The 23,185-nt window shown below is 72.5% G+C and carries 28 protein-coding genes; 7 read left to right on the top strand and 21 right to left on the bottom strand.

Going from position 1 to position 23,185, the window contains the following annotated elements:
* Nucleotides 1-120 precede the first annotated feature (120 nt).
* Nucleotides 121-660, bottom strand: a complete 540-nt coding sequence (locus DFJ66_RS25000) for a hypothetical protein (RefSeq protein ID WP_121224327.1) — start codon at nucleotides 658-660, stop codon at nucleotides 121-123.
* Between the two features lie 128 nt (nucleotides 661-788).
* Here DFJ66_RS25000 and DFJ66_RS24995 point away from each other — a divergent pair, with 128 nt between their 5' ends.
* Nucleotides 789-1,751, top strand: coding sequence for an NAD-dependent epimerase/dehydratase family protein (locus DFJ66_RS24995; RefSeq protein WP_121231709.1), 963 nt, complete (start codon nucleotides 789-791; stop codon nucleotides 1,749-1,751).
* Here the strand turns inward: DFJ66_RS24995 and DFJ66_RS24990 are convergent.
* The gene (locus tag DFJ66_RS24990; RefSeq protein ID WP_147459356.1) at nucleotides 1,735-2,874 is read right to left on the bottom strand and encodes a trypsin-like serine peptidase; all 1,140 of its coding nucleotides are present in this window, start codon (nucleotides 2,872-2,874) and stop codon (nucleotides 1,735-1,737) included. The genes DFJ66_RS24995 and DFJ66_RS24990 overlap by 17 nt on opposite strands.
* Nucleotides 2,875-2,987: 113 nt before the next feature.
* Between DFJ66_RS24990 and DFJ66_RS24985 the strand changes: the two genes are divergently transcribed.
* A complete protein-coding gene (locus tag DFJ66_RS24985) occupies nucleotides 2,988-3,599 on the top strand; it encodes an MBL fold metallo-hydrolase (protein WP_121224323.1) in 612 nt (203 codons plus the stop codon).
* Here the strand turns inward: DFJ66_RS24985 and DFJ66_RS24980 are convergent.
* Entirely contained in the window at nucleotides 3,521-4,234 is a 714-nt protein-coding gene (locus DFJ66_RS24980; protein WP_121231707.1) for a DUF2334 domain-containing protein, read from the bottom strand. The genes DFJ66_RS24985 and DFJ66_RS24980 overlap by 79 nt on opposite strands.
* 79 nt (nucleotides 4,235-4,313) lie before the next feature.
* Nucleotides 4,314-5,198, bottom strand: a complete 885-nt coding sequence (locus DFJ66_RS24975) for a phosphoribosylaminoimidazolesuccinocarboxamide synthase (protein WP_121224321.1) — start codon at nucleotides 5,196-5,198, stop codon at nucleotides 4,314-4,316.
* 64 nt (nucleotides 5,199-5,262) lie between these two features.
* Here DFJ66_RS24975 and DFJ66_RS24970 point away from each other — a divergent pair, with 64 nt between their 5' ends.
* The 4 genes from DFJ66_RS24970 (at nucleotide 5,263) to DFJ66_RS24955 (ending at nucleotide 8,185) form a co-directional block, all read left to right on the top strand.
* Nucleotides 5,263-6,114, top strand: coding sequence for an ABC transporter substrate-binding protein (locus DFJ66_RS24970; RefSeq protein ID WP_121224319.1), 852 nt, complete (start codon nucleotides 5,263-5,265; stop codon nucleotides 6,112-6,114).
* Entirely contained in the window at nucleotides 6,111-6,944 is an 834-nt protein-coding gene (locus DFJ66_RS24965) for an amino acid ABC transporter permease (protein WP_121224317.1), read from the top strand. The genes DFJ66_RS24970 and DFJ66_RS24965 overlap by 4 nt, the downstream gene beginning before the upstream one ends.
* A complete protein-coding gene (locus DFJ66_RS24960) occupies nucleotides 6,941-7,690 on the top strand; it encodes an amino acid ABC transporter ATP-binding protein (RefSeq protein WP_121224315.1) in 750 nt (249 codons plus the stop codon). Before DFJ66_RS24965 ends, DFJ66_RS24960 begins: the two co-directional genes overlap by 4 nt.
* Before the next feature lie 78 nt (nucleotides 7,691-7,768).
* Entirely contained in the window at nucleotides 7,769-8,185 is a 417-nt protein-coding gene (locus DFJ66_RS24955) for a hypothetical protein (protein WP_147459355.1), read from the top strand.
* Here the strand turns inward: DFJ66_RS24955 and purB are convergent.
* The 6 genes from purB to DFJ66_RS24925 all read right to left on the bottom strand — a co-directional run bounded on the left by purB (nucleotide 8,182) and on the right by DFJ66_RS24925 (nucleotide 12,994).
* Nucleotides 8,182-9,612: an adenylosuccinate lyase gene (gene purB / locus DFJ66_RS24950; protein ID WP_121231705.1), complete on the bottom strand. Its 1,431-nt coding sequence runs from the start codon at nucleotides 9,610-9,612 to the stop codon at nucleotides 8,182-8,184. The genes DFJ66_RS24955 and purB overlap by 4 nt on opposite strands.
* Before the next feature lie 35 nt (nucleotides 9,613-9,647).
* The gene (locus DFJ66_RS24945) at nucleotides 9,648-10,412 is read right to left on the bottom strand and encodes a hypothetical protein (protein ID WP_121224311.1); all 765 of its coding nucleotides are present in this window, start codon (nucleotides 10,410-10,412) and stop codon (nucleotides 9,648-9,650) included.
* Nucleotides 10,409-10,939, bottom strand: a complete 531-nt coding sequence (locus DFJ66_RS24940; RefSeq protein WP_121224308.1) for an RNA polymerase sigma factor — start codon at nucleotides 10,937-10,939, stop codon at nucleotides 10,409-10,411. The genes DFJ66_RS24945 and DFJ66_RS24940 overlap by 4 nt, the downstream gene beginning before the upstream one ends.
* Before the next feature lie 71 nt (nucleotides 10,940-11,010).
* Nucleotides 11,011-11,598 (bottom strand): TetR/AcrR family transcriptional regulator, encoded by a 588-nt coding sequence (locus DFJ66_RS24935; protein WP_121224306.1) that lies wholly within the window; start codon nucleotides 11,596-11,598, stop codon nucleotides 11,011-11,013.
* 118 nt (nucleotides 11,599-11,716) lie between these two features.
* A complete protein-coding gene (locus DFJ66_RS24930; RefSeq protein WP_121224304.1) occupies nucleotides 11,717-12,460 on the bottom strand; it encodes a hypothetical protein in 744 nt (247 codons plus the stop codon).
* A gap of 15 nt (nucleotides 12,461-12,475) precedes the next feature.
* Nucleotides 12,476-12,994, bottom strand: a complete 519-nt coding sequence (locus DFJ66_RS24925) for a SigE family RNA polymerase sigma factor (protein WP_121224302.1) — start codon at nucleotides 12,992-12,994, stop codon at nucleotides 12,476-12,478.
* Between the two features lie 152 nt (nucleotides 12,995-13,146).
* On the opposite strand from DFJ66_RS24925, the gene DFJ66_RS24920 reads away from it, so the two are divergent.
* Entirely contained in the window at nucleotides 13,147-14,166 is a 1,020-nt protein-coding gene (locus DFJ66_RS24920) for a threonine aldolase family protein (protein ID WP_121224300.1), read from the top strand.
* A gap of 16 nt (nucleotides 14,167-14,182) precedes the next feature.
* Here DFJ66_RS24920 and DFJ66_RS24915 read toward each other — a convergent pair whose 3' ends face one another.
* The 11 genes from DFJ66_RS24915 to purD all read right to left on the bottom strand — a co-directional run bounded on the left by DFJ66_RS24915 (nucleotide 14,183) and on the right by purD (nucleotide 23,164).
* The gene (locus tag DFJ66_RS24915) at nucleotides 14,183-14,926 is read right to left on the bottom strand and encodes a potassium channel family protein (RefSeq protein ID WP_121224298.1); all 744 of its coding nucleotides are present in this window, start codon (nucleotides 14,924-14,926) and stop codon (nucleotides 14,183-14,185) included.
* 36 nt (nucleotides 14,927-14,962) lie between these two features.
* Nucleotides 14,963-15,136 (bottom strand): hypothetical protein, encoded by a 174-nt coding sequence (locus tag DFJ66_RS42960; protein WP_170199639.1) that lies wholly within the window; start codon nucleotides 15,134-15,136, stop codon nucleotides 14,963-14,965.
* Nucleotides 15,137-15,172: 36 nt separating this feature from the next.
* Entirely contained in the window at nucleotides 15,173-16,318 is a 1,146-nt protein-coding gene (locus tag DFJ66_RS24910; RefSeq protein WP_121231703.1) for a pyridoxal phosphate-dependent aminotransferase, read from the bottom strand.
* A gap of 95 nt (nucleotides 16,319-16,413) precedes the next feature.
* Nucleotides 16,414-17,556, bottom strand: a complete 1,143-nt coding sequence (locus tag DFJ66_RS45105) for a transglycosylase SLT domain-containing protein (RefSeq protein WP_121224296.1) — start codon at nucleotides 17,554-17,556, stop codon at nucleotides 16,414-16,416.
* A gap of 1 nt (nucleotide 17,557) precedes the next feature.
* Nucleotides 17,558-17,863: a hypothetical protein gene (locus DFJ66_RS24900; protein WP_121224294.1), complete on the bottom strand. Its 306-nt coding sequence runs from the start codon at nucleotides 17,861-17,863 to the stop codon at nucleotides 17,558-17,560.
* 39 nt (nucleotides 17,864-17,902) lie between these two features.
* Nucleotides 17,903-18,538 (bottom strand): ESX secretion-associated protein EspG, encoded by a 636-nt coding sequence (locus DFJ66_RS24895; protein ID WP_121224292.1) that lies wholly within the window; start codon nucleotides 18,536-18,538, stop codon nucleotides 17,903-17,905.
* A gap of 107 nt (nucleotides 18,539-18,645) precedes the next feature.
* Complete coding sequence (locus DFJ66_RS24890) at nucleotides 18,646-19,413, bottom strand: ESX secretion-associated protein EspG (protein WP_121224290.1); 768 nt, start codon at nucleotides 19,411-19,413, stop codon at nucleotides 18,646-18,648.
* On the bottom strand, nucleotides 19,410-20,687 hold the full coding sequence (locus tag DFJ66_RS24885; RefSeq protein WP_147459354.1) for a hypothetical protein: 1,278 nt from the start codon (nucleotides 20,685-20,687) through the stop codon (nucleotides 19,410-19,412). The genes DFJ66_RS24890 and DFJ66_RS24885 overlap by 4 nt, the downstream gene beginning before the upstream one ends.
* Before the next feature lie 10 nt (nucleotides 20,688-20,697).
* Nucleotides 20,698-21,297 carry a DUF3558 domain-containing protein gene (locus DFJ66_RS24880; RefSeq protein WP_147459353.1) on the bottom strand — a complete coding sequence of 200 codons (600 nt, stop codon included), beginning with the start codon at nucleotides 21,295-21,297 and terminating at the stop codon, nucleotides 20,698-20,700.
* Complete coding sequence (locus tag DFJ66_RS24875) at nucleotides 21,284-21,742, bottom strand: hypothetical protein (protein WP_121224284.1); 459 nt, start codon at nucleotides 21,740-21,742, stop codon at nucleotides 21,284-21,286. The genes DFJ66_RS24880 and DFJ66_RS24875 overlap by 14 nt, the downstream gene beginning before the upstream one ends.
* Before the next feature lie 165 nt (nucleotides 21,743-21,907).
* On the bottom strand, nucleotides 21,908-23,164 hold the full coding sequence (gene purD / locus DFJ66_RS24870) for a phosphoribosylamine--glycine ligase (RefSeq protein ID WP_121224282.1): 1,257 nt from the start codon (nucleotides 23,162-23,164) through the stop codon (nucleotides 21,908-21,910).
* Between the last annotated feature and the right edge of the window lie 21 nt (nucleotides 23,165-23,185).

Genomic DNA, 23,185 nt, shown 5'->3' with positions numbered 1-23,185 from the left:
CCCGATCGAGAGCCGAGGTTTCCGGGTGGCCGGTGCTAGCCTGGAAGCAGCTTCGGCCCGTAGGCCGAGGAAGTGAGCGCGGTCCCCCTCCGGACGGTCGGCGGCCGCGCTTCGCGCTGTTCAGGGCCAGTCCAGACGGACCACCTCGCCGATCAGCGGTGCCGCCCGGCGCGCCCAGTCGCTGCCCGCGCCGTGGCACCACACCGCGATGTCGGCGATCCACAGCAGGGGGTCGCCGGCGCTGTTCATGTGCTCGTAGACCAGCCCACCGGACTCCAGTCGCTTCGCCAACGCGCGGCTGATCGTGCTTCGATCGAGTTCGTCACGGATTTCGCGGCTGTCCAGGACGAGTCGGTGCGCCCCGAGGTCCACCAGGTCGTCGGTCACCCTGGTCAGGCACTCCCGACGGGCGATCTCCTCGCTCCGGCGGCAACTCGCCTCGTAGACCCGCACCGTCGCGCCGAACTCCACGAGCCGGGAGACGATCTCCCGCCGTCGAGCCGGCTTCTCCCGGTAGAAGTGCAACTCGCGCTGGCCAGGGAGCAGCAGGCCGCGCAACCGCGACCTCAACCGGGCCAGGTCCCTTGGTTGGACGATGGCGGCGGCCAGGTAGTACGTGTCGTTGCGGCGGGATTCGTCGACGAAGGCGTGCACGGTCACGCCCTCGGTATCGGCATGGTGCTGCGCCGTCTGGAGGACTGCGGGCGAACGTGTGTTCGTGCGGGTGGTGCGTTCGCCGTGGGCTGATCGGCTGGCGGCGGGGACGTGGGGGTCGCAGGGTGGGGATCATGCGGATCCTGGTGCTGGGTGGGACGGTCTTCCTCGGGCGGGCGGTGGCGGCCGAAGGGGTTCGGCGGGGGTATGAGGTTGTTTGTGCTGCTCGCGGTGAGTCTGGGGTGGTGCCGGACGGGGCTGTGCACGTGCCGGTGGACCGGAACGTCGGGCTGGGGGCGTTGGCCGGCGAGGTGTTCGACGCGGTTGTGGACGTGGCGCGCAGTGTGACCTGGGTGCGGGATGCCGTCAGATCCATTCGAAGTCGGCACTGGACGTTTGTGTCCACCTGTTCCGTTTATGCCGATCACGCCACGCCGGGCAGCGTGGAGACGCTGCCACCGCTGGAGGACGACCCCGACGCGCCGATGACGCCCGAGCGCTACGGCAGTGTGAAGGTCGCCAGTGAGAACGCGATCAAGGAAGTGCGGGACGCGTTCATCGTGAGGGCCGGGTTGATCACGGGTCCGGGGGACACCAGCGACCGGTTCGGGTATTGGCCCAACCGGTTGGCCAAAGGTGGTCGGGTGGTGGTGCCGGACGTGCCGGACCAGCCCGCCCAGCACGTCGACGTCCGCGACCTCGCCGCCTGGATCGTGGACTCCGCCGAGAACGGCACCACGGGCACCTTCGACGCCATCGGCCCCTCGAACCCGCTCAGCCTCCTGCTCGGCGAGATCGCCGGCGCCACCGCCCCGCCCGGCACGGAACTGGTGCGCATCCCCGAGAAGGTCCTCGAAGAGCACGGGATCGCGCCCTGGGCCGGGCCGCGGAGCCTGCCGTTGTGGTTGCCGGGCTCGCACCGCTCCCTGATGTTCCGCGACGCCGGTCCGGCGCTGGCCGCGGGCCTCAAACCGCGCCCCACGGCCGAGACCGCGCTCGACTCGTTGGAGTACGAGCGCGGCCTTGGATCGGACCGTCAGCGCCGCGCGGGGCTGACCGCGGACGTGGAGGCCGAACTGCTCACAGCAGTGGGTTGACCTGGGCCGCGATCAGGTCGATCCGGACGCCCTGGTTCGGGCACCCGCCCCAGTGGTGCAGGCCGATGACCTTGTGCGTCTGCCGGGACAGCACCGGCGAACCCGACGAGCCGCCCTCGGTGTCGCACTTGTAGGCGATGTCGGACTGCGCCGAGTCGCCGTTGACCTTGACCGCGGTCACCTTGCAGTACCCGCCGCCGTTCTGGTCGTCGCGCAGGGACAGCTTCTTGAGCTTCCCCGCCGGGTGGCCGACGACGTACATCTCCTCGCCCACGGCCGGCACGCGCGCGTCCAGCTCCAGGTAGCCGAACGAGCTGATGGTGGTGAAGTTGGTGACGCTGAACAGCGTGTAGTCCAACGCCGTGCTGGTCTTGAGCACCGAGGACACCAGCACCTTGGTGACGGTCGCGGACGTGGTCCCGCCGCACGTCGGGCACTGGTAGTTGAACCACACCTCGATGCCGGTGCCGCTGGTGAAGCAGTGGTTGTTGGTCAGCATCCGGTTGTTGGGGCCGACCCGCCACGCCGTGCACAGCGACCCGCCGTTGCGCAGCAGCTTGGCGACCGACTTGGTCCGGCCGAACTCGGTCGGGTTGGACGTCTGGTAGCAGGCGACGTCCCGGTAGTCGTTGGTGCCGCAGATGCTCTTCGGCGCGATCTCCGCTTCCCGAGCCAGCTCGGCGTCGGTGAAGCCGCGGGTGATCTTGTCGAGCTTGGCGCGGGAGGCCGGGTGCGGCGCGCCGCCGTCCCGGCCCTTGATCGCCACGACCGCGCGGTCGCCGGTGATCGACATCGCCCAGAACCCGGTGGCGTCGGCGGACGCCGTGCCGGAGGCGAGCGGGTCGGCGGTGTAGCGGTAGGACTCGGTGCCGGCGGGGTTGGCGACGGTCAGGACGTCGCCCGCCACCAGCCGCAGGGCGCTGAAGTGGGCCTTGAGGTACCACGACCCGGGACGCGAGATCGTGGTCTCGGAGGACCGGCCGCCGACGACGGTCGAGACGACCTCGTCCTGGCCGACCTTCTGGGTCTGCTCGAAGTGCTCCGCGGTGGCGGCGGTTGCGGTTCCCGCCAGCACGGGTACAACGAGCAGGGCGGCAGCGAGGAGGCGCAGGGTGCTCCGCACTGTGTTCACCTCACGTTGTGTCGCAGGGACAACTACACGAAGTGATGCTCCTCACATCACTCGGACGTGTCTCCCCGCCGAACGTCGGTAAATCACGCGGAAGGCTTTCAAGGATGCGAATCGTCCACTTCGGACACTCGTGCGTGCTGGTCGACACCGGGACCGCCCGCCTGCTGTTCGACCCCGGCGCCTGGTCGACCGGGTTCGAGGAGGTCAGGGACCTGGACGCGGTCCTGGTGACGCACCGCCACCCCGACCACCTCGACCCCGCCCGGCTGCCCGACCTGCTCGCCGCCAACCCGAAGGCGGTCCTCTACGCGGCCGACGAGCTGGACGGCGCCACCCCCGCCCGACCGGGTGACGTGCTGGACATCGCCGGCGCGTACGTCCACGTCCTCGACGCGCCGCACGAGGAGGTCCACCCGTCCGTGGAGGTGCCGACCAACGTGGGCTACCTGGTCGACCACGGCGCGTTCTACCACCCGGGCGACTCGCTGACCGTGCCCGAGCAGAAGGTGGACATCCTCGCCGTGCCGACCGCCGCGCCCTGGATGAAGGTCTCCGAGGCCGCCGACTTCCTCGGGAAGGTCGGCCCGCGCATCGCGATCCCGATCCACGAGGCCATCGCGGCCCGGACGGAGATCTACTACCGGGTTCTGTCGACCACCGCGCCCGAGGGCACGGAGTTCATGGTGCTGCCGAGGGGCGAGTCGGCCGAGCTGTAGGTCCCGGGAACGGCACCGTGGTGCAGGGCGATGTCCACGGCCTCCAGCAAGGGGTCGCGCAGGCGGTCCAGGTCGGCGGCGTCCACGCCCACCCGCACGAACCCACCGCGCCGGGCCGCCCGCCCCACGCCCGCCAGGTAGCTCCAGTGGTCGGTCACCATCCGCACCCGACCCGCCCGCACGTCACCGGTGCGCAGGTCGCGCACGCCCGCCATGTCCGCGCACACCGCGAACCGGTGCCGGCGCAGCGCGACCAGCGTGCCCGGTGACGCGAGCCAGCTCGGCGGGGCGAAGGCGTCGGTGGCCAGGCCCAGCCGGTGCAGCGCGGACCGGGCCGCGACCAGGCGCAGCCCGGCCTCGTGCGCGGGCAGGGCCGAGAACTCCGCCCTCCGCCGCAGCGACACCGGACGCCGGCACGGGTCGGTGTCGTGGTCGAAGCCGTGCAGGACCAGGGCGTCCGTCCCGCGCGCCCGCGCCCGCACCCAGTCCAGCGCCTCGCCGGGCACGGCCTTGCGCGGCGCGAGGAGCAAGGACAGCGGCACCCGCCGCCGGTCCAGTTCGTCGGCCAGGTCGGCGCACCGGGACAACGTGCTCGGCCCGATGCCGGACAGCGAAACCACGAGGGTGGCGACCATGTCCACCAGTGCGCCGCACCGGCGTGTCGCCCGCCTGACGTCGAGGTGACGTGCGGTGACCGATCGCGCGAAATCCCTGCTAGGAGATCCAGTCGTCGAACGACAGCCCGGTGATCCGCTCGTAGGCCTCGACGTACCGGGCGCGGGTCGCCGCGACCACGTGGTCGGGCAGCGGCGGGGGCGGCGTGTCCGTCGCCCGGTCCCAGCCGGACTCCGCCGAGGTCAGCCAGTCGCGCACGTACTGCTTGTCGAACGACGGCTGCACGCGGCCGGGCTCGTACCCGTCCGCCGGCCAGTAGCGGGACGAGTCCGGCGTCAGCACCTCGTCGCCCAGCACCAGGGTGCCGTCCGCGTCCAGCCCGAACTCGAACTTCGTGTCCGCCAGGACCACCCCGCGCGACCGGGCGAACTCCCGCGCCGCCGCGTACACGTCCAGGGTGGCGGTCCGCAGCCGCGTGGCCAGGTCCAGGCCCACCGACTCGACCACGACCTCGAACGACACGTTCTCGTCGTGCGACCCGATCTCGGCCTTGGTCGCGGGCGTGAAGATCGGCTCCGCGAGCTCCGAAGCCTCGACCAGCCCCGGCGGCAGCTCGACCCCGCACACCGCGCCGCTCTGCTGGTACTCGACCATGCCCGACCCGGTCAGGTACCCGCGCGCCACGCACTCGACCTGCACCATGTCCAGCCGCTTGACCAGCAGCGCCCGCCCCCGGACCTCCGCCGGGATGCGCGGGTCGTCCCACGCCACCAGGTGGTTGGGCACCAGGTCCGCGAACTTCTCGAACCAGAACACGCTCATCGCGGTGAGCACGCGGCCCTTGTCCGGGATGGGCGTGGTCAGGACGTGGTCGTAGGCCGAGATCCGGTCCGAGGCGACGAGCAGCAGCAGCTTGTCGTCCACCTCGTGGATGCTGCGGACCTTGCCGGCCGCGATCTGGCGGTAGTCAGCGAGCTTGGGCACGGCCCGAAGCCTACTTCGTCCCAGGTCATGGGCGGCCCTTCCCACCTGCGGCAAGATTCCTGCCATGCGTGCACCCGCACTGATACTCGCCGTGACCGCCCTGCTCGCGGCCGCCTGCGCCCCCGCGGACCAGGCCACCCCCACCCCGACCCGGGTCGACGGCGTCGCCTGCACCAAGGACAAGCTGGCCACCCTGACGCCGGGCAAGATCACCTTCGGCACCGACCAGCCCGTCTACCAGCCGTGGTTCGTCGACGACGACCCCACCAACGGCAAGGGCTTCGAGTCGGCCGTCGCCTACGCGGTCGCGGAGGAGCTCGGCTACGCCAAGACCGACGTCGTGTGGACGCGGGTGCCGTTCAACGCGGCCATCCAGCCCGGCAAGAAGTCCTACGACGCCGACATCAACGAGTTCTCCATCACCGACGAGCGCCGGCAGGCGGTCGACTTCTCCGCGCCGTACTACGACGTGGACCAGGTGCTGATCACCCTGAAGTCGTCCAAGGCCGCGTCGGTGAAGACGCTCGCCGAGGTGAAGAAGGTCAAGATCGGCGCCCAGGTCGGAACCACGTCGTTCGAGGCGGCCAAGCGCCTGTCGCCGGAGCAGGACGTGGCCGTCTACAACACCAACGACGACGCCAAGGCCGCCCTGCGGGCCGGGCAGATCGACGCGCTGGTGGTGGACCTGCCGACCGCCTTCTACATCACCTCCGCCGAGCTGGACGACGGCCAGATCGTCGGCCAGGTCCCCGGCGGCGACGGTCGGCCCGAGCAGTTCGGCATCGTGCTGGACAAGGGCAGCCCGCTCACCGGCTGCGTCTCCAACGCCGTCGAGTCCCTGCGCTCCAAGGGCACCCTCGCGAAGCTGGAGCAGGAGTGGCTGTCGTCGGCGGGCAACGCACCCGAGCTGAAGTGACCGTCTCCGACTTGCAGCGGGAGCGCTTGGCGTACAAGCGCTCCCGCGCGCGGCGGTCCACGGTGGTCGCCCTGCTGTCCACCGTCGCGTTCGCCGCGGTCGCGTACGCCACGGTCACCGGCGCGCCGGGGTGGCCGCGGGTCCGGGACTCGTTCTTCAACGTCGGGGTGGCGTGGCGCACGCTGCCCGGGGTGCTGGAGGGCCTGTGGCTGAACCTGCGCGTGCTGCTGGTGTGCGGGGTGCTGATCCTGGTGCTCGCGCTGGGCGTGGCGGCGCTGCGGACCCTGCGGGGCCCGGTGTGGTTCCCGGTGCGGGCGCTGGCCACGGCGTACGTGGACCTGTTCCGCGGGATGCCGCTGATCCTCACCCTGTACCTGGTGGGTTTCGGGCTGCCCGCGCTGCGGCTGACCGGCGTGCCCAACGACTACGTGGTGCTGGGCGGCGCGGCGCTGGTCCTGACCTACACGGCGTACGTGGCCGAGGTGTTCCGAGCGGGGATTGAATCGGTCCATCCGTCGCAGGTGGCGGCGGCGCGGTCGTTGGGGCTGGGTCCGCGCCGGACGCTGCGGCTGGTCGTGCTGCCGCAGGCGGTGCGGCGGGTGCTGCCGGCGTTGCTGAACGACTTCGTGGCGTTGCAGAAGGACTGCGGGTTGATCTCGGTGCTGGGGGCGGTGGACGCGGTGCGCGCGGCGCAGATCGAGCAGGCCCGGACGTTCAACTTCACCCCGTACGTGCTGGCCGGCCTGCTGTTCGTGCTGCTGGCGGTGCCGTCGGCGCGGTTCGCCGACGCGATGGCGCGGCGCGCGGAACGCCGGGAGGGCCGCCGATGACCGCCGCGGTGCTCAGCGTGCGCGGGCTGGTGAAGCGGTACGGGACCAACACCGTGCTCGACGGCGTCGACCTCGACGTGCGCGAGCACGAGGTGGTGGCGCTGATCGGGTCGTCCGGTTCGGGCAAGTCGACCCTGCTGCGGTGCGTGAACCTGCTGGAGGAGCTCGACGACGGCCAGGTGCTGCTCGACGGCGTGGACGTCTCCGACCCGCGGGTGGACGCGGACGTGGCCCGGCGGGGCATGGGCATCGTCTTCCAGGCGTTCAACCTGTTCCCGCACATGACCGTGCTGGACAACATCACCCTGGCGCCGCGCGTGGTGCACCGCGTGGCCCGGGGTGACGCGGAGCGGACCGCGCTGGAGCTGCTGGACCGGGTGGGCCTGGCCGACAAGGCGGCCAGCTACCCGGACCGGTTGTCCGGCGGGCAGCAGCAACGGGTCGCGATCGCCCGCGCGCTGGCCTACTCGCCCCGGCTGCTGCTGCTCGACGAGATCACCAGCGCACTGGACCCCGAACTGGTCGGCGAGGTGTTGGCGCTGGTCAGGGAGCTGGCCGCGCAGGGCCGGACGATCCTGATGGCCACCCACGAGATGGGGTTCGCGCGGCAGGTCGCCGACCGGGTGTGCTTCCTGGACGGCGGTCGCCTGGTCGAGTCCGGGCCGCCCGAACAGGTGCTGGGCGAGCCGGTGCACGAGCGGACCCGGCAGTTCCTGCGGCGGATCATCGAGGCCGGCCGGTTGTGAGCGGTCGAACGGCGGGTGACGGGCCGGTGGGGTGAGGGGCACTTGGGTATCGGACGGGTGCCCCCTACCCTGCTACCCGTGATGGCGCGGACGGCGGTCTGGACACCGGTGGCAGTGGGCGTGGGCCTGCTGCTCCTGGGGGCGTGCGGCAAACCCCAGGCGTCGCCCACGCCGGTCCCGGTGCCGAGCATCACGGCGTCCCCGACCTCGGTCCCGGTGCCGGCGAACGCCTCCATCTCGGTCCGCCCGGCCCCGACCACGCCGACCACGACCCTCGCCGACACCACCGAGCCCCCGCCCGCGGAGGCCACCCAACCCCCGGCGCAGGTCGCGCCGCAGCCGACGCAGCCCGAGCCCACCCAGTCCCCGATCAAGGACGTGGCCCTGCTGGGCTTCCCGTGCGAGACGGAGGGCGCGACGGCGAACGACCCCGCCGGCCGCCCGCTGGTGTGCGAGCGGTCCCGGCGGGGCAAGCTCTACTGGGCCAGGGCCTAGAGGATCGGCTCCGGGGCGTACCCGGCCGCGGCGGGGAACTTCGCCAGCACGTCCTCGACCTGCGCCACCACGGCGGCCACCTGCTGCCCGGCGACGCCGGTGAACGACAGCCGGTCGTCCAGCAGGGCCTGCAGCTCGTCCCGGTCCAGCGGCAGCCGGTCGTCGGCGGCCAGCCGGTCCACCAGGTCGTTGCCGGCGCCCTGCTCGCGCATGGCCAACGCCACCGCCACCGAGTTCTCCTTGATGGCCTGGTGCGCGGTCTCGCGGCCGACGCCCTTGCGGATGGCGGCCATCAGGACCTTGGTCGTGGCCAGGAAGGGCAGGTAGCGGTCCAGTTCGTTGGCCACCACCGCCGGGTACGCGCCGAACTCGTCCAGCACCGTCAGGAACGTCTCCAGCAGGCCGTCGAAGGCGAAGAACGCGTCCGGCAGGGCCACGCGGCGGACCACCGAGCACGACACGTCGCCCTCGTTCCACTGGTCGCCGGACAGCTCGCCGACCATGGACAGGTAGCCGCGCAGGACGACCGCGAAGCCGTTCACGCGCTCGCACGAGCGGGTGTTCATCTTGTGCGGCATCGCGCTGGAGCCGACCTGGCCGGGCTTGAAGCCCTCGGTCACCAGTTCGTGGCCGGCCATCAGGCGGATGGTCTTGGCCAGGCTCGACGGGCCGGCGGCCAGCTGCACCAGGCACGACACGACGTCGAAGTCCAGCGACCGCGGGTAGACCTGGCCGACGCTGGTCAGCACGCGTTCGAAGCCCAGGTGACCGGCCACCGCCCGCTCCAGCTCGGCGAGCTTGTCGTGGTCGCCGCCGAGCAGGTCCAGCATGTCCTGGGCGGTGCCGACCGGGCCCTTGATGCCGCGCAGCGGGTAGCGGGAGACCAGTTCGTCCAGGCGTCGGAACGCCACCAGCAGCTCGTCGGCGGTGGTCGCGAAGCGCTTGCCGAGGGTGGTCGCCTGGGCGGCCACGTTGTGCGAGCGGCCGGCCATCACCAGGTCCGCGTGCTCGGCGGCGAGGCGGGCGAGGCGGGCCAGCACGGCGGCGGTCTTGCCGCGCACGTGCTCCAGCGACCGCAGGACCTGGAGCTGCTCGACGTTCTCGGTCAGGTCGCGGGAGGTCATGCCCTTGTGGACGTGCTCGTGGCCGGCGAGGGCGTTGAACTCCTCGATCCGGGCCTTCACGTCGTGCCGGGTGACCCGCTCGCGGTCGGCGATCGACGCCAGGTCGACCTGGTCGACGACCCGCTCGTAGTCGGCCACCGCCTCGGCGGGCACGGCGACGCCCAGCTCGGCCTGGGCCTTGAGCACCGCCAGCCACAGCTGCCGTTCCAGCACGATCTTGTGCTCGGCGGACCACAGCGTGGCCAGCTCGGTGGAGGCGTAGCGACCTGCGAGGACATTGGCGATCCTGGGCTTGCTCGTCACCGCCACAGGATAGTTGCCCGACCCGGCCCCACCGGTCAGCCGGTCAGGGTGAGCACCGGGTCGGTGGCCAGGGCGATCAGCTGCTCGAGCGCGGGGGCCGGCGGCGGGGTGACGCCGTCCTGGGCGGTGTCGTAGGGGTGGCCGGTGATCATGACGACCGAGCCGTCGGTGCGGAAGTGGGCGACGACCGTGGCCGCGGGCTCGCCGTCCGCACCGGCGTGGGCCGCCACCTCCAGGTGGCTGCCGTCCGGCTGGAGCTTCGACAGGTCGCACCGCTCCGGCCCGCAGAACGCGGCGCGGGTCACCCTGGCCGAGGGACCGAACAGCTCGACGGTGATGCTGGTCACGCCGCGCTTGTCGGACAGGTGCACGTACCCGGTGACGTAGCCGGCGGAGACCTTGCGGGTGTCGGAGAAGTCGACCTCGACGTCGAACGCGCCCGGCACGACCTGGACCACCTGCTTGGCCAGGTAGCCGGACAGGCGCTTCACGCGATCCTCGAGGGGCACCGCGGCCGGGGACGTCACCGGGACGCTCTCCGCGGAAGGGGTCGCCGACGGGGCCGCCGTGGTGGTCAGCACGCGGGCCGCGTCGACGGTCTCGCGCGGTGGCGCGAGCACGCCGGGCAGCGCGAGCACCGTCCCGATCAGCGCGAAAGTCGCCACACCCACCGCCACCAGCGCCCGACGACGCCGGCGAAAGGTCTCCGCACGGGCGATCAGCGCGTCGGGGTCGAAGTGCAGCGGCGGTTCGTCCGCGACCGCCGCGCGCAGGCTCTCCCGCAGCTCCGCTTCGCTCATGACGCCACCACCACCCCCGCTTCCAGTTGCTCCACGGCCGCGCGCAGCGCGACCAGCCCGCGTGCCGTCTGGCTCTTGACCGTCCCCTCGGTGCACCCCATCGCCACCGCGACCTCGTTGACCGGCAGGTCCTCGAAGTACCGCAGCACGAGCACCGCCCGCTGCCGGGGCGGCACGCGCAGCAGGGCCGCGTGCACCAGGTCGCGCGCCCACAGCTTCTCCTCGGCCAGGTCGGGGTCCGCGGACAGGTCGGCCCGGTCGGGGACCTCGCCGTCGCGCTGCTCGGCGCGCCGCCACGGTCTGCGCTTCTCGTCCAGCCACGTGCGCAGCAGGACCTTGCGCGCGTACGCGGAGGGGTTGTCGCGCCACTCGACGCGGTGCCACGCCTGGTACAGCTTGAGGAGGCTGGCCTGCATCAGGTCCTCCGCGGTGTGCCAGTCGCCGCAGAACAGGTAGGCGGTCCGCCGCAGCGCGGCGGCGTGGCCCACCGCGAACTCGCGGAAGCCCTGCTCATCGGCCTTGCCCATCCGTACCCCTTCCGGCCCTCCCACCAGTTACACGACCGGTTGGCCGGAGAGGTTGCACCCGTCCCGGATTTTCAGCGGGACTGCATGGCTTTGGCGAGCATGCGGCGGGCGGCGGAGCGCGGGTCGGGGCTGATCTCGATGAGGGCGTTCACCACCGCGCCGTCGACCAGGGCGATCAGCTCCTCCACGCGTTCCTGCCCGACGGGCTGGCCGGCGCGGGTGAAGATGTCCAGCAGCAGCCCGTGCAGCTCGCCGCTGAGCTTGCGCATCAACGGCCGCAGGTAGGGGCGGCGGCCGGTGGCCACGAGCCGTTCGTAGCGCAGCAGGACGGCTTCGGCGTCCCGCTCGCCGGCGGGCGGGCCGAGCAGCAGGTCCAGGACGAGGTCGATGAACGCCTCGCCGCCGCAGTCCTCGGGGTCCAGCTCGTCCAGGCGGGCCTTGCCGTAGGCCAGCTCGGCGCGCCCGTGGAACTCCAGGGCGGCGGTGACCAGCTCGTCCAGCGAGTCGAAGTAGTACGTGGTGGACGCGAGCGGCAGGCCGGCGCGTTCGGCGACGGCGCGGTGCCGGACCGCGTCGAAGCCGCCGTCGACCAGGAGGCCGGCGGCGGCTTCGACCAGCGCCTGGCGACGGCGCTCGCCCTTGGGCGTTGCGGCAGTCATCGCAGAGAAAGGTACTAGTGCCCGCCACCGGCCAGGTTCGCGACCAACGACGCCGCCGACCTGTCCGGGTGCCGGGTCGGCAGGGGCGACTTCACCGGCGCGGGCCGACCAGCCGCTTTCAGAACTGGGCGGCGAGCTCGCGCGCCAGGCTCGCCAGCTCACCCGCGAACGGCGCCACCGCCGACCCGGCCTCCGGCTCGCTCAGCACGTGCAGCACACCGGCCTTCGCCGGGCTCGACGCCTCGGCGGTCGCGGCGGACGGCACGGTCGACCCCCCCTTCGGCACCAGCACCACCGACACCACACCGGCGATCGCCCCGTCGCGGACCAGGAACGACGCACCGCGCGACCCCGGCGGGCACTGCGCGGCGGCGGGCGCGGGCTGGAGGCCTTCGGCGGCCGGGAGCTTGTCGGCGAGGGCGACGGCAAGCTCCCGGTCCACCTCCTGGCACCCGGAGGTGCCACCGGTCGCGTCGCGACCGGTCGTCCCCGACGTGCCGTCCCCCTGCGTAGACGGGTCGTCGGGGATGCTCTTGGGCGGCAGCCCGCCGCGCTGGTCGGTCTCGGCCCGCGGCTCGCCCCCCTCCAGGACGAAGGGCGTGGCGGTGAGGTTAGGGGACGGGGCGTCCTGAGCGGAACCCGCGGAGGTCGCCATGTCGTTCGAGGACCGGCCCAGGTTCGCGCTCACCAGGACACCGCCGAACAGCAGCACGACGGCCAGGGTGGACCCGAGCGCGACCTGCGTCCGGCGCCGGGCGGTCACCCGCGCCGACTCGGCCCGCACGCTGCCCACGTCGAACGACGGCGGCGGCGCACCGCCCGCCGCGTCGCGGAACAGCTCCGCGAGCTTGCGCTCGTCCACCTCAGCACCTCCCCTTCACGACGCGGGCCTCAGGTCGTCGATCGCGTCACCCAGCGCCTCCCGCAGGGCTTCCAGCCCGCGCGAGGTCTGGCTCTTCACGGTCCCCTCGGAACACCCGAGCACCTCGGCCGCGGCCGACACGTCCAGGCCCTCCAGGAACCGCAGCACGAGCACCGCCCGCTGCCTCGGCGGCACCCGCTTCAAGCCCGCGACCAGGGTTTCGCGCGTCGCCACCGCGTCACCGACCTCCCCGTCACCCGCGGGCGTGTCCGGGACCTCGTCCACGAACCGCTCGCGCCGCCAGGGCCGCCGGGACTCGTCGATCACCGCGCGCACCAGCGTGCGGCGGACGTAGGCGTCCAGGGCCTGCTTGTCCCGGACCTTCCGCCACCTGCGGTGCAGCGCGACGAACGCGGTCTGCGCGAGGTCGTCCGCCCGGTGCCAGTCGCCACAGAGCAGGAACGCCGTGCGGCGCACGGCCTCCCGGCGAGCTGCGAAGTACTCCGCGAACTCCTGCTCGTCGCGCTGATCCACGCGGACTCTCTCCGCTCGTCGTGCTTGCACCTACCGGACGGAACCGGGGCCGCTTACGGTTGCACGCCGTCTTGTCGAGACGTGCGTCACCCCCATCGTGGTACCGGTGGCCGCGCGCGGTAAGGCCTTGCCGGGTGTGATGTGATCCATTCGTGACCCAGCTCGCACCCCTGGACTTCCGGTCCGACACCGTCACCCGCCCCGACGAGGCCATGCGGCTCGCGATGTCCGCCGCCGAAGTGGCCGACGACGTGCTCGAACACGACCCGACCATGCTCGCCCTGGAGGAGCGGGTCGCCGACCTGCTGGGCGTGGAGGCGGCGCTGTGGGTGCCGTCCGGGTCGATGGGCAACCTCATCGCGCTGACCGTGCACCTGCGCCCCGGCGACCGGTTCCTGGCCGCGCGCGGCGCGCACGTGCTGGACAACGAGCTGGGCACCGCCGCCTGGATCGCCGGCGGGATGCCGCACCCGCTGGAGTGGGACGCGCCCGGCCGGTTCGGCGCGGAGGCCGTGCGGGCGGCGGCGGGCGCGGACGGCCCGTACTACACGCTCCGCACGACCCTGCTGTGCCTGGAGAACACCCACAACGCCGCCGGCGGCACCGTGACCCCGCCCGACGAGCACGCCCTGCTGGTGTCGGCGGCCCGCGACACCGGGCTGAAGGTGCACTTGGACGGGGCGCGGCTGTGGAACGCGTCGGTGGCGCTGGGCGTGCCGCCGGCCGCGCTGACCGTGGGCGTGGACACCGTCCAGGTGTGCCTGTCGAAGGGTCTCGGCGCGCCGGTGGGGTCGGTCGTGGCGGGCACGGCGGCGTTCGTCGCGGAGGCGCGGCGGGTGCGCAAGATGCTCGGCGGCGGCGTGCGGCAGGGCGGCGTGCTGGCCGCGGCCGGCCTGGTCGGGCTGGACCGCATCGACGACCTCGCCGCCGACCACGAGAACGCGCGCACGCTGGCCCGCGGCCTGGCCGAGCTGGGCTGGGACGTGGTGGAGCCGCAGACCAACATCGTGCTGGCCGGGGTGCCGGACCTGGAGGTCACGCTGACGGGCCTGCGGCACCTGGGCGTGTACGCCGGGCCGATGTCGGGCAAGGTGCGGTTCGTGCTGCACCGGGACGTGGCGGCGGAGGACGTGGCGGAGGCGCTGCGGCGCATCCGGTCGGTCAGCTCCTGACCGGGGTGACGGGCGGTCAGGTGGTCTTGGTGGCGCGGAGTTCGGCCCGGAGTTCGGCCAGCTCCGCCTTCACCGACCGCAGCTCGGCCAGCGTCGCCTGCTCGGCCTCCACCACCTGCTCCTCCACCCCGCTCAACCGCTCGACCAGCCAGGACGCGATCGTGCCGGTGATGACGCCGAGCAGCGCGATGCCGCCGATCATGAGCAGCGCGGCGACCAGCCGGCCCTCCCACGTGACGGGGTAGCGGTCGCCGTAGCCGACGGTGGAGATCGTGGTCAGCGTCCACCAGGCGGCGTCGCCGAAGGTGGTGATCGTGGCGTCGGGGTGGCTGCGCTCGGCGTCCAGCACCGCGAGCGACGCGCACAGCCCGACCAGCACCGTCACGCCCGCCGCGTACACGCCGATCCGCCGGCGGGCCCGGCCCGCGTACCGCCGGTTGAGCACCTTCAGCACGGTGATCAGGCGCAGCACCCGCAGCTGCCGGACCATCGGGAGGACGACCGTGAGCAGGTCGAACACGTGCGTCACGAAGAACCGGCGCTTGTCCACGGCCAGCGCGAAGCGGGCGACGTAGTCCAGCGCGAACACCAGCCACACGCCCCACAGCACGACCTCGAGGGTCACGTGCAGCCCCGGCGTGGCCCGGTTGTCCAGGACCTGCCAGGCGTAGGCCACCAGGAAGACGACCGCCAACACCGTCAGCGGCCACTCGACGCGGCGCTCCCACTGGGCGAGCCGACGCTCATCACTGTCCAACACCGCCCCATGGTGACCTCAGGAGCAGCGGTTTTCCAGCTAACGAGGCCCCTTGATGCCCTTCCGGCCGTTGCTCTTGATCGCCCCGTACGCGGCGGTGCCGAGGAACAGCACGCCGCCGATGACCGCCAGCCAGAACAGGCCCTTCACGACGGCGCCCACCAGGCTCAGCGCCACCCAGATCGCGAGCAGCCACAGGATTATCTTGACCATGTCCCCTCCAACGGGCGGTCTGACCTGGTAGTTCCGCTACAGCCAGGACTTGAGCCGGCGCAGGGCCTCGGTCATGTCGGCGGCGCTGCCGGCGAAGGAGAACCGGACGAACTCGTGGCCGTGCACGGGGTCGAAGTCGATGCCGGGCACGATCGCCACCCCGGTGTCGGCGAGCAGCTTGCGGCAGAACGCCATCGAGTCGTCGGTGAGGTGCGAGACGTCGGCGTAGGCGTAGAACGCGCCGTCCGCCGGGGCGATCTTGGTGATGCCGAGGTCGTGCAGGCCCTGGAGCAGGACGTCCCGGTTGTGCCGGTACCCGTCCACGAGCGCGGCGGTGTACGCGTAGGACTCGTCGGTGAACGCCTGCACCGCCGCGTGCTGCGCGAGGGCGGGCGGGCACAGGGTGAAGTTGCCGGTGAGCCGGTCGGCGGCGTCGCGGAGGTCCGGCGGCATGAGCATCCAGCCCAGCCGCCAGCCGGTCATGGCGAAGGCCTTGGAGAACGAGTTGACGACCACGGAGTCGCGGGAGGTCTCCCACGCGCAGGCGAGCGGGGTGCCGTAGCTGATGCCGTGGTAGATCTCGTCGCTGATCAGCCGGGTGCCGTGGGCGGTGCACCACAGCGCGAGGTCGCGGAGTTCGGTCGGGCTCAGCACGGTCCCGGTGGGGTTCGCGGGGCTGGCGACGACCAGCCCGTCCAACGGCCCGGCGGCGTCCAGCGCGGCGGTGGTGGGCTGGAACCGGGTTTCCGGCCCGCAGGGCAGCTCGACCACCTCGCAGCCGAGGGCGCGCAGGATGTTCCGGTAGGCGGGGTAGCCGGGGCGGGCGAGCGCGACGCGGCTGCCGTGGTCGAACGCGGACAGGAACGCGAGGAGGAACGCTCCCGACGAACCGGTGGTGACCACGACGTCGTCCGGGGACACGTCGAGGCCGTACTGGCGCCCGTAGTGGCCGGCGAGCGCGGTGCGGAGTTCGAGGATGCCGAGCTGCTCGGTGTACCCGAGGGGGTTGTGCCGCAGGGCGTGCTCGGCGGCCCGCAGGACCGGCTCGGGCGCGGGGCTGGACGGCTGGCCGGCGGCGAGGGAGACGACGTCCCCGTGCGTGCGCTGCCGCTGGGCGGCGGCGGACACGATGTCCATGACGTGGAACGGCGGCACGTCCGCCCTGGCAGCTACACCGAACATGCCCACAGGCTAATCCGAGCGGAGGCCGACCGAGCCCCACCCGGCCCGCGCCACCTGCCACCCTGCGCCGCCCGCCGTCTCCCTCCGGCCCGCCGTCAGTAGCCCTGGTAGCCGCCGCCCGACGCCATCGACTTCAGCCCCGGGTGGCCCTCGAACCCGCCGTAGCGCGAGAACGTGTACCGGACGCCGGCGATGATGTTGTCCACCGGGTTCCAGATGTCGTCGTGCCCCGGCAGCTTGTGCGCCTGGAACGTCGGGTCGATGCACTGCATCAACCCCTTCGACGGGGTGCCCTTCGCCGCGTTGGAGTCCCAGTCGTTGATCGCGTGCGGGTTGCCGCCGGACTCCTTCTCGATGATCGTCCAGATCTCGTCGATGTTGTCCTCGGTCACCGGGATCCCGTTGGCCTGCAGGATCTTGATCGCCTCGCGGATCCACTGCTCGACGTTCCCCGGCGGCGGACCACCGGACGGCGGGCCACCCGACGGCCCCAAGCCGCCCATGCCGCCACCACCGCCACCGCCACCGGAGCCCGAGCCGCCACCGCCGCCGGAAGAACCCGAACCGCCACCGCCCTGGTCGGACGGCGTCGGGTCCACCTGCGCCGGCTTGGTCTCCGGTTCCGGCGTGGGCGTCCACTCCACCGGCTGACCCGGCGCGGGCACGAAGGCCTGCGTGCCGGGGTCCGCCATGGTGGAGAACGCGGGGCTGATCGACCCCGCCCGCCCCTTCAACGCACCCAGCGCCCCGCTCAACGCCTGCTCCGCCTGCGCGATCACCGGTCCGGCGTCGCCCTCCGCCTCCGCGCACATGCCGCGGATGGCGCTGTCGACGTCCTCCTGCGGCATCCCGTGCGCCTGCGCGCGCAACTGCCGGACGCGGCTCAGCAGGTTTTCACAAATGCGCTCGACCGACGTCTTCGCCGATTCCAGTGCTGCCGCCGCGGATTCCAGATCGCCCGCCGCCGCGGTCAACGCCTCGGTCAACGCCGTCCCACAGCGCGTGAATTCGCCCATGTAGGCGACGAATCCGTCCGCGGACCCGCCTTCCCAGGCCCCGTCCAACCCGGTGACGGACTGCTGGACCGCGTTGCCCGAATCGCCGCCCTTCGCCGCCGCCTGCTTCCAGCGGGCGGCGATCTCCCTCACGGCCTCGGGCCGGGCGGTCTCCACCTTGTCCGCCAGCGCGGCCAGTCCGGCACCGCCCGGCAAGCCCGCTACCTCGTCGAACGCACTCACGTCACACCGCCCGGAACGAGGACGCGTTGGCGTCCTCCACGTCGACCACCGACGCCTGGACCGCGTCCAGCGCCCGTTCCACCTTGCCCAGCAACGACTCGGCGGCGGCGAACTCGGCGCCCGCCTTCGAGTCCAGTTCCGCGGCGGCCGAGGAAAGGCCGCCCGAATTCGCCAGTGTGCCGAAGATGCCCGGATCGGCGTAATGCCCGGAGAACCCGTCACCCACCGCACCGAATTGCCCGGCTTGGGCACTCACCGTGCTCCGGCACTGCTCCATCGCCTCGGCGTTGAACTTCGCGACCGCCATTTCCCACACTCTAGAGATCCGGACGGGGGCGCACCCCCGTTATGACGAGAGTTCATCCAGCAGCGCCGTGACCGCCGCGCGCAGCGCCGCCGGGTCGGTCGGGCCGTGGAAGTCCACGACGTCCGCCGACCGCCTGCGGTGCCCGTCGGCGTCCAGCACCGCCGCGCCGAACCGGCCACGCAGGTCCGCGCCGCCGACACGGCCGCCGCCCAGCACCGGCAGCAGCCCGACCAGCGCGGCGGCCAGGTCCGACTCCAGTTCCCGCACGGTCACCACGGCACCGGTCAACACCGCCAGCACCGTCCCGGCACCCGCCGCCGCTGCTTCCGCGCCCGCCGACGCCGTCCCCGCGCCTGCCGACGCCGTCTCCGCGCTCGCCGGCACCATCCCCGCGCCCGCCGGCACCGTCCCCGCGGTCGCCGACGCCGCCAGCGCGCGCACCGCCGAGCTGCCGAACCCCAGGCGCAGGTCCGCCGACCGGGGCGGGTTGGCCAGCAGCTTGAACGCCGCGCCCAACCACGGGTCCAGTTCCGCCCCGCGCGCGAGGCCGGCGGCGGTCAGGTCGTGCCACGGCGCGGGGTCGTCCGCCACGTGCAGGACGATCGGCATGGCACCGAGGTCGAGGTGGTCCCAGGCGGTGCGGAACGCGGCTGCGCTCATCGTCGCGGTGGTCACCAGACGTCACTCCCGGCTGACGGCGGGCCGTGGTGCCCGCAGGAGGGTTGACGCGGCGACCACCGCCCGGGTTCCCGGGCGTTCGGGTTCCCGCCCGCCGTCCGGCGCTACACCTCGTTGATCAGCTCCCACACGCAGGTGGCGAGCCGGGCGTTGTCGATCGGGGTGATGGTGCTCCAGCTGCGGCCGTCCGAGCTGGGGCGCACCTGGTGCAGGTACCGGCCGCTCGGGGTGTCGTGCCAGGCGACCACGCGCTGCGCCCGTGCCGGCGGACCGCCGCGCTGCGCCCGTTCGGCGCCGAACTGGCCGCGCGTGCTCATGCCGTCGCACATGCCCGCCAGCTCCTGGGCGTCGCTGAGCGGCAGCCCCTGCCGTTCCAGGGCGAGCACCAGCTTCTCGGCGTTGCGCCCGGCTTCCGCGGACGCGGCGCGCAGCACGTCGTTGGGCAGGCTGATGGACCGGCCGCGCCCGGCGGGCATCTCACCCGCGACCGACACGGCCGCCTCGGCGAGCGCGCTGGCCCGCGACTCGATCAGCCACACCTCGTCGCCGTCCACCACCGCGAGGATCGCGTCCTCGCCGGAGGCGGCGGCCAGACCCTTGATCTTGCGCCGGTCCACCCAGATCCAGATGTCGACGCAGACCTGCGGGTTGGCCAGCAGGGCGAAGGTGTCCGCCAGTTCGGGGACGAGCCTGCGCCCACCGGCCAGCCCGCGCTGCTCCAGCGACCCCCACGCCTGCTCCACGAACCGCGCCCGCTCGGTGTGCGTGACACCGGGGCTGGGCACGTCGAGGGCGACGTTGCGCCGCTGGTGCCGTTCGGCCTCCCACGCCACGTCGAACTCCAGCGCGGAGAGGACGACCGTGCCGCTCACTTCGTCTCGGGCTCGTCGCCGATGACCTGCTGCACGACCATGCGCTCGTCACCGAAGACGTCATCGGAGTCCACGCCGTACTTGCGGATGTGCTCCGCGTCCTCCTCGCCGTCCTTGCCCCGCGGCGAGGCGGCGGCCTGCATCATCGACCCGGCACCGGCCTTGCCGGCACCCGCAGTGCCCCGGCTGCCCGGCACGCGCTCACCGTCGGGGTCGATCGCGCCGATGGTCGCGGAAATGCCGGCCTTGCCCGCCAACCCACTGGCACCCGGCACCGCGCCCTTGACGCCGGAGCCCTTGGCACCGTGCGGCCCTTCACCCTTGCCGTGCGGCCCGTCACCCTTACCGCCACCGGGCGTGCCCGGCGCGGACGGCCCACGCACGACCTTGCCGCCCTTGGCGGTCAGCGCGAGCCCGGTCAACGCCGTCCCGGCCGTGAGCCCCAACCCGAGCCCCAGCCCGAGCCCCGAAGGCCCACCCCCCACCTTGCCCGGCAACAACGGCGCGGCCCCGGGCGGAGGCGTGGTCGTCGGCGGCAGGATCCCGGTCGACCCGCCGGGCAACTGCGGCGGCGGGTTCACCGACCCACCCCCCGGCACCTGCGGCGGCGGGTTCCCCGGCAGCTGACCGACCCCGCCACCAGGCACCTGGCTGATCCCACCACCCGGCTGCTGGACCGCGGCAACCGGCGTCGCGGTCGCGCTGGAGGCGGTGGTCACGTCGAAGGTCGGCGGCTTGTTCATGCCCTGGTACTGGTTGAGCGAGTCCCGACTGGCGTCGACGTACTGGTCGAACCCGCGGATGACCTGCTCCCGCGCGGCCTGCGTCTCCTTGACCTCTTTGGCGTGATCGGTCTCGTACCCGAAGAAGCCGCCGGCGTCGTCCCAGAAGTCGGTCTCGGTGTCGCCACCCAACTTGGAGGCGTCGGGCATGCCGTTGCGGGAGTCGCTGTAGTTGTCCCCTTGGACAGCAGTCGCCTTGGAGTTCTGCTGCCCGGCCTCGGTCCCGGAGGTGGCGACGTCGGCCGTGACGGTCACCTTCTCGCCAGCGTTGTCCCCGGCCGCACCGGTCCAATCGATCTTCAGTTCCCGCAACTGGGCGCGCAGCGTCTCGTCGACCTGCTCGAGGCCGGCGGCGAGTTCGCGCAGCGCCTGCGAGGCGCGGCTGAACCGCTCGGCCGCGTTGCTCTGCGTGAACTCGGTCAACAAGGTCATCAGGCCGGCGTTGTCACGGCCTTGGAACCGGTGGTCCTGGAGCTGCCTGAAGTCGGTCACCACTTCCCCCTCACTTCAAGGTCTGCAAGGTCGCGAGCGCCAGCTCGGCACCCTTCGCGGCGTTCTGGCACATCGTTTCCTGCGGGACGTCCCGACCGGTCGGCAGGAACTGCACGAACAGGTGCTGGCCGTCGGCGACGTCCACGGCGACCGAGCACTCGAGCGTCGAGGTGCCCTTGAAGGTGACCTGCTTGGCGGGGAAACCCGCGACCTTGGTCGGGCTGACGTCGAGGTTCCCGCTGCCCTTCCAGTGGTCGAAGCCCTTGCCGGTCACGAGGTCGACGTTGTAGGAGAACCTGGGGCTGACCCCGGCGGCGGTGATGTAGCGGCAGGTCGTCGACTCGACCCCTTCGATCAGGTCCGACTTGGAGGGGTTCGCGACGGAGGTGCCTAGTTGCTTCTGGTCGTTGGCGCTCAGCGCCTTGCACGCGTCGAGCCCGTCCAGCTTGATCTGCTTCGGCCGGTCGGACGCGGTGCCGGACGTGGTCGTGGGCTTGCCCGACGTCGTGGTCGTCGTCGCGGGGGTCGGGTTGCCCGCTTCGCCGATCGAGCAGCCCACGAGCACGACGGCCATCGCGCCGAGGACGACGGCGGCGTTAGCGAGTCGCACCGGCGCCACCCACCGCGGTCTGGATCTCTTCTTCGGTGAAGCCGTACTGCTTCGCGGCGCCACGCAACTGCTCCACGAGGTTGTTCAGGCTCACCAGGTACTCGTCGACCCGCCGCGCGTAGGAGTCGTCGTGCTCGACGAGCCGGTCGTTCCAGGCCGCCGCGATGTCCCGGTTGACCTCGTCGAGGCCGTCCAGGTTGATCCGCAGGTCGCGCAGCGCGTCGAACAGCTTCTCGTCCAGGATGTCGATCTGCCGCTGGACGACGGAGGCCGCCTTCAGCACGGTGTCCTTGTTCACCTCGAACTTGGCGCCCGGACCCGGGGAGTTCGCCAGGGTGTCGTTCAGGTGCTTCTCCGCCGCGAACATGTCGCCGACCGCGCGCCCGATGGCTCCGCCCACCCCGGCGACGGCTCCCAGTAGGCCGTTCTCCTCCACGACGTCCATCCCCCGTACGGTCGGTAACGGATCGGTCCCGGTTCGCAGGCTACCAACGTGCGCGTGAGCCGGGTCTGAGGTTGGACGAACTCGACCGCCGGTCGGTTCCGACCCGATCGTGGGCATGCCGAGGGGCCCGCCCCGAAAACCGAGGAGCGGGCCTCCGAGGAGGACCTACGGGACCTCGATCTCGCCGTTCGCCGCGCGCAGGGCGATGTCGGTGCGGTGGTGGGAGCCGGTCAGGTGGACGCCTGCCACGCGGTGGTAGGCGTCCGTGCGGGCGTCCGCCAGGGTGGCGCCGGTGCCGACCACGGACAGGACTCGGCCGCCCGTCGAGACCACGGCACCGTCTTCGCGGCGGCGGGTGCCGGCGTGCAGGACGCCCTCCGCTTCACCGCCGGTGACGACGTCACCCGTGCGGGGGCGGCCGGGGTAGCCCTCGGCGGCCACGACCACCGTGACCGCGTAGCCGTCCGCCCACTCGAGGGGACCCGCGGACGCGAGCGAGCCGGTGGACGCGGCCAGGAAGAGGCCGGCCAGGGGGGTGCGCAGGAGGGCCAGCACGGCCTGGGTCTCGGGGTCGCCGAAGCGGCAGTTGAACTCGATGACCTGCGGGCCCGTGGAGGTCAGGGCCAGGCCCGCGTACAGCAGGCCGGTGAACGGGGTGCCGCGGCGGGCCAGTTCGTCGACCACCGGCTGCACGCACGTGGACACGATCGTGTCCACCAAATCAGCGGGTGCCCAGGGTAGCGGCGAGTAGGCACCCATGCCGCCGGTGTTGGGGCCGGAGTCGCCGTCGCCCACGCGCTTGAAGTCCTGCGCGGGCAGCAGCGGCACCACGGTCGAGCCATCGGTGAGGCAGAACAGGGACACCTCGGGGCCGTCCAGGAAGGACTCCAGCAGCACCGGGTGGCCGTTGTCGAGCAGGGTCATGGCGTGGGCGCGGGCCGTGTCGCGGTCGGAGGTGACGACCACGCCCTTGCCGGCCGCCAGGCCGTCGTCCTTGACCACCCAGCGGGGGCCGAAGTGGGTCAGGGCCGCGTCGAGGCGGGCCGGGTTGTCCACGACCTCGGACGTGGCCGTGGGCACCCCGGCCGCCTGCATGACGTCCTTGGCGAACGCCTTGGAGCCCTCGATGCGGGCCGCCGCGGCGGACGGGCCGAAGCAGGGGATGCCGGCGGCGCGCACGGCGTCCGCCGCACCCGCCACCAGGGGCTGCTCCGGCCCGACCACGACGAGGTCGGCGTTCCACTCCTTGGCCAGCGCGGCGACCGCTGCCGGATCGCCCACGTCGACACCGTAGGTCTCGGCCGCGCCCGCGATCCCGGCGTTGCCGGGCGCGCAGGCCAGCGCGACGACCGCCGGGTCGCGCGACAGGGCGAGGACAAGGGCATGTTCACGGGCGCCGGACCCGATGACCAGGACACGCACGGTGGGCCAGCCTAGATGACG

This window comes from Saccharothrix variisporea, from assembly GCF_003634995.1.
In the GTDB taxonomy this organism is placed as follows: domain Bacteria; phylum Actinomycetota; class Actinomycetes; order Mycobacteriales; family Pseudonocardiaceae; genus Actinosynnema; species Actinosynnema variisporeum.
The sequence above is the reverse complement of the archived record's forward strand: the minus strand, read 5'-3'. Positions and strand labels throughout refer to the sequence as shown.

What these genes read in the sequence shown, in the direction of transcription:
- DFJ66_RS24970 (WP_121224319.1), top strand. Translation starts at nt 5,263, where the DNA reads ATGCGTGCACCCGCACTGATACTCGCCGTGACCGCCCTGCTCGCGGCC.
- DFJ66_RS24985 (WP_121224323.1), top strand. Translation starts at nt 2,988, where the DNA reads ATGCGAATCGTCCACTTCGGACACTCGTGCGTGCTGGTCGACACCGGG.
- DFJ66_RS24940 (WP_121224308.1), bottom strand. Translation starts at nt 10,939, where the DNA reads ATGGGCAAGGCCGATGAGCAGGGCTTCCGCGAGTTCGCGGTGGGCCAC.
- DFJ66_RS24875 (WP_121224284.1), bottom strand. Translation starts at nt 21,742, where the DNA reads ATGGACGTCGTGGAGGAGAACGGCCTACTGGGAGCCGTCGCCGGGGTG.
- DFJ66_RS24995 (WP_121231709.1), top strand. Translation starts at nt 789, where the DNA reads ATGCGGATCCTGGTGCTGGGTGGGACGGTCTTCCTCGGGCGGGCGGTG.
- DFJ66_RS24935 (WP_121224306.1), bottom strand. Translation starts at nt 11,598, where the DNA reads ATGACTGCCGCAACGCCCAAGGGCGAGCGCCGTCGCCAGGCGCTGGTC.
- DFJ66_RS24980 (WP_121231707.1), bottom strand. Translation starts at nt 4,234, where the DNA reads ATGGTCGCCACCCTCGTGGTTTCGCTGTCCGGCATCGGGCCGAGCACG.
- DFJ66_RS24910 (WP_121231703.1), bottom strand. Translation starts at nt 16,318, where the DNA reads ATGTTCGGTGTAGCTGCCAGGGCGGACGTGCCGCCGTTCCACGTCATG.
- DFJ66_RS24900 (WP_121224294.1), bottom strand. Translation starts at nt 17,863, where the DNA reads ATGGCGGTCGCGAAGTTCAACGCCGAGGCGATGGAGCAGTGCCGGAGC.
- DFJ66_RS42960 (WP_170199639.1), bottom strand. Translation starts at nt 15,136, where the DNA reads ATGGTCAAGATAATCCTGTGGCTGCTCGCGATCTGGGTGGCGCTGAGC.
- DFJ66_RS24960 (WP_121224315.1), top strand. Translation starts at nt 6,941, where the DNA reads ATGACCGCCGCGGTGCTCAGCGTGCGCGGGCTGGTGAAGCGGTACGGG.
- DFJ66_RS24945 (WP_121224311.1), bottom strand. Translation starts at nt 10,412, where the DNA reads ATGAGCGAAGCGGAGCTGCGGGAGAGCCTGCGCGCGGCGGTCGCGGAC.